This is a genomic window from Tenacibaculum crassostreae, assembly GCF_964512405.1.
Classification (GTDB): domain Bacteria; phylum Bacteroidota; class Bacteroidia; order Flavobacteriales; family Flavobacteriaceae; genus Polaribacter; species Polaribacter crassostreae.
The window spans coordinates 95,781-110,677 of record NZ_CAZELE010000005.1; the positions used below are offsets into that span (position 1 = coordinate 95,781).

Genomic DNA, 14,897 nt, shown 5'->3' on the forward strand with positions numbered 1-14,897 from the left:
CCGCTTGATACCTCGTATGCTTGCGTCGAGGTAGTTCATTATCCTAATTTTAAGATTTTGATTGAAATCGATTTTAATTAAAATTATTTTATTTGTTTATTTCCTTAGTTAATTTTTAAAACTCCTGCATTCATTAGAAACTTATTTTATAACCTTTTCTTTCACAATACTTTTGAGGAAATAATTATAAAATCATAATAGAATGAAAAATTTAAAAAAAGAATTACAGATTTTAAGAGTCTTTGCTATTTGTACAATTGGATTGATGACAGCATTTGTAACCGTAGCATTTAAAAACGGAACAAACAATCAAAAATTTGGAACCATAGATGTAGAACGCATCAATATTGTTGAAAAAGATGGTACCGTAAAAATGGTGATTACCAACGTGCAACAGTTTCCAAATGGAAAAGATACCATAAACAACAGACCTGTAAACGAAGATAGAAAAAAACGTTCAGGAATGCTTTTCTTTAATGAAGATGGTATTGAATGTGGAGGGTTTATTTACGATGGTACCAAAACAAAAGATGGACATAGTGCTGGTATGTCTTTATCTTTTGATCAATATGATGGAGATCAGGTAATGCAACTATTAGCAACCGATAAAAAAAGAAATGGAAAAAGGTATAAGACTGGTGGACTCATATTTAATGATAGACCCGATAAAGAAACGCAATTGGGTATTAGTAAAATTCACAAGGAACTAGACGCTATTAAAGACCGAAAATTAAGAAGAAAAAAGCGTCAAGAATATATAGATAAAGGACTTTTAGGTGGAGCACCAAGAATTTACCTTGGTCAAACAGGAAGTAAGAACAATGGTTTGTTTTTATTTGACAAAGAAGGAAGGAGAAGAGCTAATTTTTACATAGATAAAAATAATAATGTAAAGTTAGAAGCCTACGATGAAAAAGGAAAGGTAGTTAGCACTTGGCCAAAGTAAAATGCTTTAAACTTATATGATGAAAAAAATAAAAACAGAAATAGCAATTCTAAGAACGTTTACTATCTGTGCAATCACAGTAATGACAGTACTAGTATCTTCAGCATTTAAAAGTACTGGGAATCAAAAATTTGGTACCATAGATGTAGAACGCATCAATGTAGTTGAATCAGATGGCACTGTAAAAATGGTGATTACTAATGAAAACCATTTTCCTAGTGAAGGAGATTCAATAAATAACAGAAAGTATCATAAACGTAAAAAAAGAGCTGGAATGATTTTCTTTAATGAAGAAGGAATGGAAAGTGGTGGATTCATTTATGATGGTGCCAAAACTAAAAACGGTCATGAAGCAGGAATATCTTTAACTTTTGATCAATACAACGGAGACCAAGTAATACAATTATTAACTACTGACATAGAGAAAAATGGTAAAAGACAAAAAGCTGGATATTTAGTTTTTAATGATAGAGGAGATAATGAAACAAAGGAAAATATGATGCAAATTGTTAATGAATTAAAAAGCATAGCAGATAGAAAAGAACGAAGAATAAAATATAAAGAATACCAAGAAAAAGGAATGTTTGGTTCAGTAAAAAGAGTTGCTTTGGGTCAGATACCAGGAGGTCAAAATGGTTTATTCTTGTTTGATAAAAAAGGGAACATAAGAGCAAAATTCTGTGTAGACAAAGACAATTATGTGAGATTAGAATCTTATGATAAAAAAGGAAATATAATCGGTTCTTGGCCTACGAAATAACAGAGAAGTTTATATTTACAGTTGAGATTTTTTTCTTGACTGTAAATGTAAATCAGAATAAAACTTATGAGTATAATAATCAATTCAATCAAAAAAAATAAAACGTTCGTTTTTAGCTTATTTGTTTTTAGTTTAATACTAACATTAAAAAACAAATTAAGCTTAGCGAGTTCATGGAAAGATTTTGTTTTTCATACAGATGCTCCATTTTGGCTATTTTTATATGCTCTTTTTATTTTTTTCTTAATAAATTTTATCAAGGAAAGAATAGAACGTAAACAAGCACAAAAAATCCCTACTCAATTAAAATACATAAGGTATTTTGGTATAGGTTTAATAGGGTATTTATTTTTAAGTAATATTTTAGGATTGAGTGTTTCTCTTGCTTTTGGAAATATTTCAAGAAATTATGGTTCATCATATCAAATAACCTATAAAGTATTCAATCAGATTATAGATTTTATAATATTTGCTGGAATAACTTTGGCTTATTTATATGCAAAAGAAAATAGAAATTATAAAAAGCGTTTAAACGATTTTGAAATAAGTGATGCAAAAAGCAAAATACAGCAACTACAATCTCAATTAAATCCACACTTTTTATTTAATAATTTAAACATTTTGGATCAATTAATTGAAGAGGATAAAGAAAAAGCATCTAGCTTTTTGGCAAAGTTTTCTGAACTATATCGGTATACTCTAAAAAACTCTAATAAAGAATTGATTTCTATTCAAGAAGAATTAGAATTTGCACAAAATTATTTCTATTTGATGGAAGAAAAATACAAAGGATATTACCAATTAATCGTTAAAAATTCTACACAAACATCTAAAGTTATTGTTCCTCCATTTTGTTTACAAGTTTTAATAGAGAATGCCATTACTCATAATTTAGGAACTATAGAAAAACCTGTGATTATAAACGTTTCATTTGAAAATAAAATTAAGGTTACTAACAATAAAGTAAAACTAAACAGGAAGAAAAAAGGCAATGGTGTAGCATTAAAAAATTTATCAAAACAATTTGAATTGCTTGCCAACAAAACTATAGATATTGATGAAACAGCAGAAAACTTTACAGTGTATTTACCTTTAATTAAAACGCATCAAAAATGATAAAAGTTCTACTTATAGAAGACGAAGCTCCTGCAAGAAAAAAACTAAAAAGCTACATAGAGAAAACAGGGAGATCTATTGAAATTGTTCAAGAACTTGAAACAGTTGAAGAAACTTTGTTTTTTTTTAACAATAATAAAACTGATATTGATTTAATTTTCTCTGATATTGAATTAAGAGATGGAAATGTTTTTGAAGTATACAGCTCATTTACAATTAATTGTCCTATTATATTTACTACTGCTTACAATCAATTTTGGATGGATGCATTTGAAACAAATGGTATAGAATATCTCTTAAAACCATTTTCTTTTGAACGATTTCATAAAGCTTGGATAAAGTACGACTCTTTAAAGAATAGATTTATAGAAAATGATATAAATATCATTCAAAAATTAGAAAGGTATTATCAAAAAAAGAATTTAGAAACCACAAGCAAAAAAGAATTTCTTCCAATAAAATTAGCACAAGAAATTTATTTTTTAAAAATAATAGATATTGCTTTTTTTAGAGCAGACTATGGAGTTATTTACGCTTATGATTCAAATGATAAAAGACATATGTTAAATCAGACTTCTTTAAAAGAAGTTGAAGATGTAATAGATACGAATATGTTTTTTAAAATTAATAGAAGTGAATTTGTAAATCGAAATTTTATAAAAAAAATAGCTCGATATAACAAAAATACAGTTTCCATTTCTTTGCAATCACAAAATCATATTTTAAAAACGAGTCAAAGTAAAACAGCGGCTTTTAATGTATGGTTGGGGGTATAATACATCAATACTTAAACTTATTTAAGTGTTGAAAAAAGAGTTTTTTGTGGGTGAAATAGAAAAAATTATCTACTGACCTCTATAAAATTATTTGCCGATACAGAAAGTAATTTACCCAGTAAAATCAGTATTTGTAGTGTTTTGAGGTGGAGTAGTGGTGTAAGATTTTGTTTTCTTTTGTTTGATTTTTTAGAGAAAAAGATAAAATAAAAACCGCAAAAAGACATTAGCACTAATAACTTAACTTTTTTATATCATATTTCTTATCTGTTTACATAAAACCTAGAAGTATTAAGGTTTAAGAAAAATCAAAAGATAGCATTGACATAAAAGTGAGATTAATTTAATATCATTTTTATGTTTTTAATATTATATTAATGAGTATTTCATTAATAACAATTAACTTTATTTTAAGCTTTGAATTCACGATATTTACCAAAAATTAAAACAGAGAGTCATTGAGTTTTTAGAAGGAATAACAGTATTTAATTTTTTACTTTTTTCAATTATCATATGGTGTTTTAGAAAAAAGTTAGACATTTCTGTAAGTGTTTTTTCATTCTTTTTATTGGGAAAAGGAATAACACTTTTAAGTAATTTAATTATTTCTAAATCAATATTTACAGAAAGTAACGCTGTTTTTCTTGTGGGAATTATCCTAAACTCATTTCTCTTTTTTTATGCGCCCATTTTATACCTTTTTGCGTTAAGCATTGTTAAAGGAAGCATTTCAATAAAAAAACATATTGCCCATTTTATACCTTTTGCAATCTTTTTTGTGCTAAATGTTGCTTTGGTTTTTATGTTTCTTCTGAAACGGGATAGCGAAGTAACTTCAAATATTTTATGGATTAGAAACTCATTTGATAAACTGTATTTTGTACAAGTAATAGCTTATACTTTGATTTCTTTTTGGGTTGTGTATAAGTATAAGAGTGACGATTTAAGATTTGTAAGAATTTCTAAATGGCTAAAGCTAACCCTTGTTTTATTCTTAACAATTTGGTTGATGTTTCTTATAAGTTCATTGATAAATACTTCACCAAAAATTTCTAATGCTTTTACTTTTTTAGGAATATTGTTATTGTTAGGATTATCTAATATCACCTTATTTCAACTATTAAATCATCCCGAATTTTTCTACAATAACCTAACGGTAAAACTGCGAAAGGAAACCGCCAATCCTAAAATCAATAAGGAGATCTATACCAAGCTTTGTAACTTGGTAGAAGAGAAAAAACTCTACAAAAATGCAGATTTAAAGATTAATGATTTATCTGAAGCACTAGGTGAATCGGCTCGAAATATTTCCATTTTGATAAATACCTTTTACAAAGGTAACTTTTACGATTTTATCAATTTTTATCGTATTGAAGAAGCCAAGTTACTGCTTAAAAACGGTAATGACGATATGACTATTTTGACCATTTTGTACGAATCGGGTTTTAATAGTAAGTCTGTTTTTAATGCGGTTTTTAAAAAAATGGAAGGACAAACACCTTCTGCCTACAGAAAAAATCACATCACTTCTTTGTACGGATAGACCTTATAGGTTATCAATTTTTTTTGTTAAATCACTCTTAAAATAGCGTACGGATTTCCGTATTTACAGGTATTAGGACGACATAATTCATTTTAACAAATATGTTTGCACCAGAATTATTATTTCGTTACGTATAATGATTCTTCATAAATACCTTTAAAATTAATTATAAACAAAGTTAAATACCAAAGAAATGAAAAAGTTATTTGCTGTGCTATTTTCAGCATTTTTAATGCAGAATTTAATGGCACAATTTCACACATTAAATATTCCGCAATCAAGTCCTGAAGTTCAGGAAACTCAAAAATTAGGAGTTACAACTATTACTATAAATTATAGCAGTCCTTCAGTGAAGGGAAGAGATGTTTGGAATAACTCTAATATAATTCCTCAAAACGGAAATCCTATTGCTTGGAGAGCAGGTGCAAATATGAATACAACTATTACATTTAGTACAGATGTTTTAGTAGAAGGGCAAGTGCTAAAAGCTGGAACATATGGATTTCATGTTATTCCTAAAGGCAATACCTATACCTTATTATTTGCTCATAATAACAATCAATGGGGAAGCTACTACTTAGATCTAGATAAAGATATTACACTAAGCGTAGAGGTAACCTCAGTAGAATCGCCTTTTTCAGAACAAATGGATTTCGAATTTTTAGACCGAACAGAAAATTCACTTGTCATAGGATTAGAATGGGATAAACGTCGACTTCCTTTTAAAGTTGAAGTAGATTTAAATAAAACTACAGTTGAAAGTTTTAGAAGTGAGTTACGAGGTATAAATACATACCATTGGCAAGCTTGGAATGATGCAGCTAATTGGTGTTTAACGCATAACACAAATCTTGAAGAAGCTTTAGAATGGGCAAATAGATCCATTAATGGTGGTTATGGAGGTTTTGCTGCAGATAAAAACTTAAGAAACTTAGGAACCAAAATTAGACTTCTTAAGAAGTTAAATAAAACCACAGAATTAGAAGCTACAAAGACCGAAGCTAAGAATTTATATGCAACGGCAAATGAAGCAAACGGCTTTGGAGTTTTCTTAATGCGAAATGGGTTTTATCAAGATGCATATGCTTACAATAAAGAAAAGTTTCAACAATATCCAGATGCTTGGTTCTTACAGCTTAATAGAGGTTTAAGCCAATATTTTTTAGGAAATAAAAAGGCCGCAATTAAAGATATTAAGAAAGTAATGAAGTCTGCACCAAAGCAATTTCATAATAGACTTAAAGAAATTATAAACGAAGTTGAATCAGGTAAATACTCATTATAATAACATTAATCAAAAAATGAAACAATTAACATACATAATTCTTCTAGCTTTTTTACTAATTACACCTCATGGTTTAAAAGCACAAACCTTAAAAAGAAAAGGTCTGTTGGGAATAACAATGCAAACGTTAAATGATAGTATCGCTAAGCAATATCAATTAAAAATCAACAGAGGAGTAAGAATCATTTCGGTGTTGCCCAATTCAACGTTCGATAACTTGAGCGTAAAACAAGGTGATGTCTTAACCAAGTTCAACCAAACTTCCGTGGCAAATGTTCAGGATGTATTAACAATTACAAACACGCTTTTTGAAGGTGATAAGATAGAAGCTGAATATTATTCTAATAATATTAAAAAAAACGCTTCAACTGCACTTTTAGGAAGACCTGTTGAAGCATTTAAAAACGGAGATGTCACTTATAGTGAAGTTGCTTATAAGGACAATGTGCTTAGAAGTATTTTGGTAACTCCTAAAAACAAGAAAAATCCACCTGTAGTATATTTTCTTCAGGGTTATACTTGCGGGTCAGTAGAAACTATTTCTGATGAGTATCCTATGAAAAAGCTAATGAATGATTGGTTAAATGCTGGTTTTGCAGTGTATCGTGTAGAAAAACCAGGAGTGGGTGATAGCAAGAGTAGAAAACATTGTTCTCAGATAAGTTTTAACGAAGAATATCAGGCTTTCCTTGAAGGTTATAAAGATCTTTTAAAGCAAGATATAGATAGTGATAATATATTCATGTTTGGGCACTCAATGGGTGGCGTAATTGCACCGCTTTTAAATGAAATGAAATCGCCTAAAGGAATTATTACCTATGGAAGTGTTGGAGAAAATTGGTACGATTATATGATTGACTTATACACCATACAGCCAAAACATTTTGGAACTTCTGATGCGCAAATAAAAGAAGATAACAAGATAAATTTAAAGTTTAATGACGACTTCTTAATTAATAAGCTTTCTGGAGAAGAAATGCTTAAAAATAAGGACTATGCAGCGTTTTTTAATGTAGAGAGCTTAAAGAGAAATCAATATATAGGACGTCATTTTGATTTTTGGCAAAGCTTAGCAGATGTAAATATTCCAAAAGCGTGGTCTAAAGTGCAAACTAATGTGCTAGCCTTATATGGCGAATTCGATATTCAGGCTATAAACCCGGAAGGTTCTAAAAAAATTGCCTCAATAGTTACTAAAAATGGGGGTAATGGAGAATTTAAACTCATTAAAAAAGCTGATCATGGCTTTGTAAACTTCAACTCTATGCAGCACAACGTAGAAACTTTAGGTAATGGTAGTTATTTAAATCATGCTCTTAATAATTATAGCACAGATTTAGGTAAAGAAACCGTAAAGTGGATGGCATCAAAACTTAAAAGTAAATAAATGAGAAATAAAATTATGTTTTTGTGTGGAGTTCTGTTGTTTTCTTGTACAACAAAATCCCAAGAAGTCAAATTACAATTAAGTAAAAAACTATGGCAAGAAGATATTGAATATTTAAAGAAGAAAGTAGAAGATAACGTACCGATGTATCAAACTTCAAAAGAAAAGTTTACTATTGTTTATAATCATTTAAGAACATCAAATAGTAACGATTACAATGCAGTGTTTGCTATTCAAAATTTAATGAATACGTTAAATGATGAAGGCTGTAATGTACCATTGTTTCAAAAAGGATTAGCGTTTGAAGTTTTACCTATAAAAACTTATTGGTTTTCTGATGGGTTGTTTGTTTTAGATGCTTCAAACAATTATAAAGAAATTATTAATCAGCAGATTGTTAAGATTAATAATGTTCCAATAGAAGAAGTTTTTAATAAGTTGAAAAACTATCTAAATGCCGATAATAATCATTATAAAAAATATCTTTTTCAGATTTATGGTTTTATGCCTAAACTACTAAAAACAGTAGGTTATGGTACAAGTGATGATGAAGTAAAACTAGAGTTTGCATCAGGAAAAACAAAAACTTTAGAGAGCGTTTCCATTAATGAATATGCAAAACTAAATAGAAAATTACCAAACGATGAGTTTTTTAGTTACACGAATAAAAATTATAAAGGAAAGAATTATTGGTTAGGATTTATTCCAAATACTAAAACCTTATTTGTACAGCTACAAGCAATTGTAAATAATAAAGAAGGAGGTTCATTTTCTAATTTCATTGATAAAATTGAAGAAAAGATAACTTCCAATAAAACAGATAAAATTATTATTGATGTTAGATATGGCGGTGGTGGAAATGGCTTTAAATTAAAACGATTAACAGATTTATTAAGAGATTCTAAAACGATTAATAAAGAGGGTCACTTATTTGTGTTAACAAGTAAAGCAACAAGAGGAACTTTATTAGAATTAGCATCAATTCTAAGTCTAAACACCAAAGCAATTCTTGTTGGAGAACCAACAGCAGAAGGAGTAAATACTGTTGGAGATATTAAATACATTACTTTACCAAATTCTGGTTTAATAGTATCGATAACACATACATTGTGGCCAACTAGTTGGAAACAAGATGCTAGTAAAACATTACATCCAAATTTAAAAGTTAATTATTCTTTTACTGATAAAGAAGCGAACAGTGACCCTTGGATTAAGGTAACAGAAGCTAATTCAACAGAAGTTAAGAATAAACCTATTCCAAAAGAATTAGAAAAACAACTAGAAGGTAAATATAAGGTTGAAGGTAGAAAATTGCGTATTAAAGAGATAGACGGAAAATTGTATTTAAAAATGTCTAGACGTATAAGAAGTTTTTTTGAAATCTGTACTGAATTATATTATCAATCAGAAGGTGTGCTTTCTACAGATATTGAAAATGTTTTTCTTAAATACAGTAAAAGTTCTTCAGGAAAGATAAAAATAGAAACTGTAAAATGGAATAACTTAAATCTAAAAGTTGAATAATTATCTATACTAATATTATGAAGTTTTTAAATAAAATATTTTTTGTTTGTATGCTGATAATATTTACAAATGTTTTTGCTCAAATTGATTCTGTTTTAGTCTGTAAAGCTGAATTTAAGAATTCAAAGTTTGATAACGCTCATGCAGGAAGTGGTTTTTTACTTCGTTACAAAAGTAAAATCTATGCCATAACTGCAAAACACGTATTGTTCTTTGCAAGAACAGATCGTATGAAAGCCATCAGTTTTGGTAACGAATTAAAAGCATGGACGTTCTATTCTAAAGAAAATGAAAGCAAAGTTACAGTAGGGAAGCTCATAAACGAAAATACGAATGAAGCTATCACAATGCCACCTAAAAGAGATTGGTTAATCTTTGAAGTTAACAGTATAATACCAAAAAACATAGCAGTATATACACTTCGGGATTCACCTTTAAAAAAAGGAGAACATCTTTATTTTTTAGGTTGTCCATACAAGAAAGAAAAACCAATTAGTGTAGAAGGAACATTTGTTAATTACCCTAAAGAAGGTAGTTTAAGTTTAAATGTACCTAAAGGGAATTATGGAGGTTGTAGTGGTGGTCCTGTTTTAGATACACATGGTAAATTAGTTGGTATTGTTTCAATGGGGTATTTTAACCAAAAGGAACAGAAATATGTTTTTGAACCAGCTTCTTTGAGTTATTTCAAAAATGTAATTAAAAATTACTCTAATAGATATAATAAAACTGAATTTTACACAAAGTTGGCAGGAATTATTTCACCAAATATGAAATACAAAGGTAGAGGGAGAATATCTAAAGAAGAGTCTGTTACGTTAAAACATTATAGGTTTACTTATAATAATAAAGGAGATTTATTGAATATTAAATATTTTAATAAAAACAAACCAAGTGATGACAGTTATTATGGTACACATATGGTTAAATACGTTCATTTTAAAGATAGACTCATTAGAACTTACCTTGATGCTAAAGGTAAAAAAGCTATAGCATATAGACATTATTATCTTGGAAATAAGATACATAAAGAGGTTTTTCAATTAGATAAAAATAAAAATAAAACTTCCTTGATATTAAAAGATTCTTTAGATAATCAAGTTGAAAGTGGAATGGGATCTTATATGTTTAAATTTCAAAGAGTTGATAAAAAATCATTTATTCAAAAGCAATTTAAGAAAGATGGTACTCCAAATATACTTACTACATATTTCCCCTTTTTTAATGCTAAAATATCTATAAATAAAGATGGTTTTTTGCAATCAATTGTAAATATGGATGATGATGGAAACCCAGTTTTAAACTTTAATGCAGGTTATTCTACTGTCATCTTTAATTTTAATAAGTATGGTAATGAACTTGGTTGGTCTTTTCATGATGTTTCTAACAATTTTGTAAATAGAAAGAATTATTTAAATATGGATTATGGTTTTGCCAAAGTGGTATATAATTTTGATTGGAAAAATAATAAGCTTGGGTTACATAATGGATTTAAAGAATCTTACTATGACTTAAATAATAAGCCTACAGAGAACAATAAAGGCATTCATACTATTTCTTATAGATATAATAAAGATGGAAATTTTTCTAAAATGATTAAATATAATTTACAAGGTAAAGAAATTGAATAATGATAATTAAAACTCCAATTAAAGAAAAATGAAATTAAAAACTTTCGTATTAGCTATAGTAGTAATATTATTTTTGGGATGCTCTCAAGAAACTGATGACTATGTGGTTTCTAAACAAGATAAAGAGGAGATAGAAGCCCTAAAAAAGAATCTTCCTTTGATATTAGCAAATGAAGGATGGAAGTCTTATGAAAAAAAGTTCTCTAAGAATTATCAGAACTGGTACATGTTGGGAGACCAAGTTCGTAATAGAGAGGAATATCTTTCGCTTGTAAAGCAATGGTATGATGCTGGTAATAGAGCCAATGATAGTGAAGTAGAATCCGTAGCATTTATTCCAATTGCCAAAAACAAAGTTATGTACTTGCATAAACAAGTTGAAAAGTTCGATATAGTAAATACTGAAAAAAAGGTATCAAGAGACATTCGGTTTATTGGAATTTTTATAAAAGAAAAAGGAGAATGGAAAGTTGATTTCACTGCATTTATGGATGCACCTAAAAATAATTAAGCTCTATGAAAAACATGTTTCAATATTTTATGCTATTTGTTTTTTTCATTGGAAGTATAAACAATAACCCCTCATTTTCACAAAGCCAACAATTTAATAGTGTTAAAAAAGATTTTTTAAAGCATTATCCCTCATTAAGAATTCCAAACTTGCAAATTAACTATGTGAATACATTAAATAGTATAAAGAGTAAAGATAGTATTGCAAATCAAGAACTATTTTTTACTAAACTAAAAGAGAAATTAAAAAAAATAGATGAATCTAAACTAGCCGATAATCAAAAAGTCGATTATAATATACTTAGCTATGAAACTGAATTAAATTTAGAAAGAATTGAACTTGAAAAGCAATGGAATTATAACTCAAAATTGGATGATTCTAAAAGTATTTTCACAGTACAAGGTGGAAAACAATGGTATACATATTTATTAAAACGTTGGGTAGATAAAGAAGTGTCTTCAGAGAAGCTGTATAAGTTTGGTTTAGCAGAAATAGAAAAGGTTAAATTACATATGAAAAGGTTACAAGAAGCATCTGGTTTATCAAAATCAGATTTCAATAAATACTTAAGCAATGATTCGTTCTTTTTTAAAAATCCAGATGATGTAAAAATAGCTTTTGTTGCTATTAAAAAGAAGGTTGTTGTGAAGGCTAATAAAATGTTTCCTTACATAAATGACATTTCAGATGTAAGAATTGAAAGAGGCGTCAATACTTCGCTATCGCAAGTTCCAGCATACTATAATAATAGCACGTTTTATTTCAACTTTTTTGATAAACCTTTTAATAAAAGACAGCTAGGTTGGTTTTATATTCATGAAGCAATTCCAGGTCATCATTATCAGTTTATGGTTAATAATATTGTTAAAAGAACAGAAATTCAAAATCTGTTTTGGTATCCAGGTTTTGCTGAAGGTTGGGGAGCATATGTGGAATATTTGGGTAATGAACTAGGAGTATACGAAACTATATATGACGAATATGGTAAATGGGAATGGGATTTAATTCGTTCTGTTAGAGTTGTTTTAGACGTCGCTATAAATTACTATGGTTGGTCAGATCAGAAAGCTTTAGGGTTTTGGAAGCAACACATCAAGGATCAAGATAATATTGGAGTACGAGAAATTAACAGAATGAAACGTTGGCCAGCTCAAGTAATTACTTATAAATACGGAGCCAGTTTATTTTTAGAATTACTTGAAAAAGCCAAAAGAGATAAACATTTTAACTTTAAAAAGTTTCATAAAGAAATCATTAAAAATGGAGATATTCCCTTGTCAATTCTTAAAACGTTGACATATAAAATTATCTAATTAAAGATATTAGATAAAATCTTAATTATTACAAATCAGTATTTACTACAATTGTTTTTCTAAACTTTATTAATTAGTTTGATATATTATTATTTCTTTTGTTTGTGTTTTTTTATTAGAAGAAAACAAAGTATAATAAAAGGAAGCTAAAGGAAAGAAAATCTATTTGCCGATACAGAAAGTAATTTACCTAGTAAAATCAGTACTTATAGCTGTATGAGGTGGAGCAGAGGTGGAAGATTTTGTTTTCTTTTGATTGACTTTTAATAAGATGGGGTGATTTTTAGTATAACTTAGATAAGTTAAAATTTAGTTTAGAATTAACTAAAGCTTTATAACTATCACCAATGGGTATTTCTATTTCATTAATTTCAATATCTACTTTTGTAAAGGCAGTTATTTTATTCATATTTATAATATAAGATCTATGTACTCTTAAAAAATCAGTTCCTATTTTTTTTTCAAATGAAGAAAGGCTATGTTTTATGGTTATAGTATTATTAACTAAATGAATTTTAATATAGTCTCCGAGACTTTCAATATAATTGATGCTATTTAACCATAGTTTAATACTTTTTTTGTTATTCTTTATAAAAATAAACTGATCATCTGTTTTTTTTAAGTTTGTAATAGCAGTAGGCTGAACAGAAAGTGAAAATTTTTCAATAGCTTGGAAAAAGCGATCAAAAAATATTGGTTTTAACAAATAATCTACGGCGTTTAAATTAAAACCTTCAATGGCATAATCTCTGTAAGCTGTCATAAAAATTACTTTAGGTTTTATTAAAAGGTTTTTAAAAAAATCAGTGCCTTTAATTCCTGGCATTTCGATATCTAGAAAAATTAAATCTATGGTTTGTTTTTGAAGTATTTTATAAGCGTCAATTGCCGATTGACAAGAATCTACAATTTCAAAACCATCTATTTTTGATAAATGATTCTTAATTAATTCTCTAGCCAACTCTTCATCATCAATAATTAGACATTTATAAATCATTTATCTTAATTTTAAGTGTTATTGAATAACTGCTACAATTTTCATCTATTTTGAGTTGATGTTTGTTTTTGTAAAGTAAATTTAGTTGTTTTTTTACATTTGTTAGGCCAATAGATATTTCTTTTTTAGAACTTTTAATAGCCGTTTTTGTAGGTTTCGTATTGATGACTTTAAAAAGAATTTGATCTCCATCAGTGAATAGGTTGATTTGGATTTTAGCTTCAATAGTTTCTTGACTCACACCATGTTTAAAAGCATTTTCAACGAAAGTGAGTAAAATTAGAGGAGCAATTAAAACATTTTTTTCAATAGAATGATTAAACTGTATTTGAACCCTATTACCGTATCTTAATTTTTCTAAATCTATATAGTTTTGTAATAGTATAACTTCACTTTTTAAAGAAACTAAATTAGAATTACAACTATATAAAGTATAGTCTAATATTTTAGAAAGTTTTTCAATGACTTCGGAAGCTTTATCAGATTTCATTAATGTTAATGAATATAAGTTATTTAAGGTGTTAAATAAAAAATGAGGGTTTAATTGATTCCTTAAAGTACTTAATTCATTACTACGTTGTTGCTCGATAATTGTAGCTAATTCTTTTTCTTTTTTATAAAAATCAATAATTGATAAGATAACTATTGGAAAAAGGTAACCAGGAAGATTTGTTAAAAAAGTATAGTAATCTGTTATTCGCTGTACAAAAATCAATGGAGGTCTATAAGCATAAACTTCAGGATATTTAGGGAGTAAGTAAAAGCATCTAAAAGTAATAAAGAGTACATAAGCTGTATATAGTAGAACACAACTTGCAACAACGAACAATAATTTATATGATTTTTTTAATAAATAAGGAACTATTATTTTGATAAATGAATAGGCCGTAAATATTTGTAGAATAAGCTTAAATAGTATTCGCTCCAATAAAAAAGGCTTATTAGCTTCATATTGCCATGAAGTACTTAAGTAATATAACAAAATAACAATCCACAAAAATAGATGTGTAAAAGCGTTATGTTTAAAAAGTGATTTTTTTTGGGTCAAACTAAGATGAATAAAAGTACAAATTTAAGATAATGAAACGTATCAAATTAAAATTGAAGC

At 27.9% G+C, this 14,897-nt stretch carries 13 protein-coding genes; 11 read left to right on the top strand and 2 right to left on the bottom strand.

Annotated elements, in window-relative coordinates:
- Positions 1–202: 202 nt before the first annotated feature.
- From ACKTST_RS05820 to ACKTST_RS05870, 11 genes are all read left to right on the top strand, one after another.
- Complete coding sequence (locus tag ACKTST_RS05820) at positions 203–946, top strand: hypothetical protein (protein WP_408046806.1); 744 nt, start codon at positions 203–205, stop codon at positions 944–946.
- Between the two features lie 19 nt (positions 947–965).
- Positions 966–1,706 (top strand): hypothetical protein, encoded by a 741-nt coding sequence (locus tag ACKTST_RS05825; protein WP_408046807.1) that lies wholly within the window; start codon positions 966–968, stop codon positions 1,704–1,706.
- A 66-nt stretch (positions 1,707–1,772) separates the two neighbouring features.
- Complete coding sequence (locus ACKTST_RS05830) at positions 1,773–2,822, top strand: sensor histidine kinase (RefSeq protein ID WP_408046808.1); 1,050 nt, start codon at positions 1,773–1,775, stop codon at positions 2,820–2,822.
- On the top strand, positions 2,819–3,598 hold the full coding sequence (locus ACKTST_RS05835) for a LytR/AlgR family response regulator transcription factor (RefSeq protein WP_408046809.1): 780 nt from the start codon (positions 2,819–2,821) through the stop codon (positions 3,596–3,598). Before ACKTST_RS05830 ends, ACKTST_RS05835 begins: the two co-directional genes overlap by 4 nt.
- Before the next feature lie 568 nt (positions 3,599–4,166).
- Complete coding sequence (locus ACKTST_RS05840; RefSeq protein WP_408046810.1) at positions 4,167–5,141, top strand: helix-turn-helix domain-containing protein; 975 nt, start codon at positions 4,167–4,169, stop codon at positions 5,139–5,141.
- A 193-nt stretch (positions 5,142–5,334) separates the two neighbouring features.
- Positions 5,335–6,426 (top strand): DUF2911 domain-containing protein, encoded by a 1,092-nt coding sequence (locus ACKTST_RS05845; RefSeq protein WP_408046811.1) that lies wholly within the window; start codon positions 5,335–5,337, stop codon positions 6,424–6,426.
- 16 nt (positions 6,427–6,442) lie between these two features.
- Positions 6,443–7,813, top strand: a complete 1,371-nt coding sequence (locus ACKTST_RS05850) for an alpha/beta fold hydrolase (RefSeq protein WP_408046812.1) — start codon at positions 6,443–6,445, stop codon at positions 7,811–7,813.
- Positions 7,814–9,337, top strand: a complete 1,524-nt coding sequence (locus ACKTST_RS05855; RefSeq protein ID WP_408046813.1) for a S41 family peptidase — start codon at positions 7,814–7,816, stop codon at positions 9,335–9,337.
- 50 nt (positions 9,338–9,387) lie between these two features.
- Entirely contained in the window at positions 9,388–10,968 is a 1,581-nt protein-coding gene (locus ACKTST_RS05860; protein ID WP_408046814.1) for a S1 family peptidase, read from the top strand.
- Positions 10,969–10,996: 28 nt separating this feature from the next.
- On the top strand, positions 10,997–11,479 hold the full coding sequence (locus ACKTST_RS05865) for a hypothetical protein (RefSeq protein ID WP_408046815.1): 483 nt from the start codon (positions 10,997–10,999) through the stop codon (positions 11,477–11,479).
- A gap of 164 nt (positions 11,480–11,643) precedes the next feature.
- Complete coding sequence (locus ACKTST_RS05870; RefSeq protein WP_408046816.1) at positions 11,644–12,792, top strand: DUF885 family protein; 1,149 nt, start codon at positions 11,644–11,646, stop codon at positions 12,790–12,792.
- 283 nt (positions 12,793–13,075) lie between these two features.
- Here the strand turns inward: ACKTST_RS05870 and ACKTST_RS05875 are convergent, their stop codons facing one another.
- Together ACKTST_RS05875 and ACKTST_RS05880 are read right to left on the bottom strand one after the other, a co-directional pair.
- The gene (locus ACKTST_RS05875; protein ID WP_408046817.1) at positions 13,076–13,789 is read right to left on the bottom strand and encodes a LytR/AlgR family response regulator transcription factor; all 714 of its coding nucleotides are present in this window, start codon (positions 13,787–13,789) and stop codon (positions 13,076–13,078) included.
- Positions 13,779–14,786, bottom strand: coding sequence for a sensor histidine kinase (locus tag ACKTST_RS05880; RefSeq protein WP_408046818.1), 1,008 nt, complete (start codon positions 14,784–14,786; stop codon positions 13,779–13,781). Before ACKTST_RS05880 ends, ACKTST_RS05875 begins: the two co-directional genes overlap by 11 nt.
- Between the last annotated feature and the right edge of the window lie 111 nt (positions 14,787–14,897).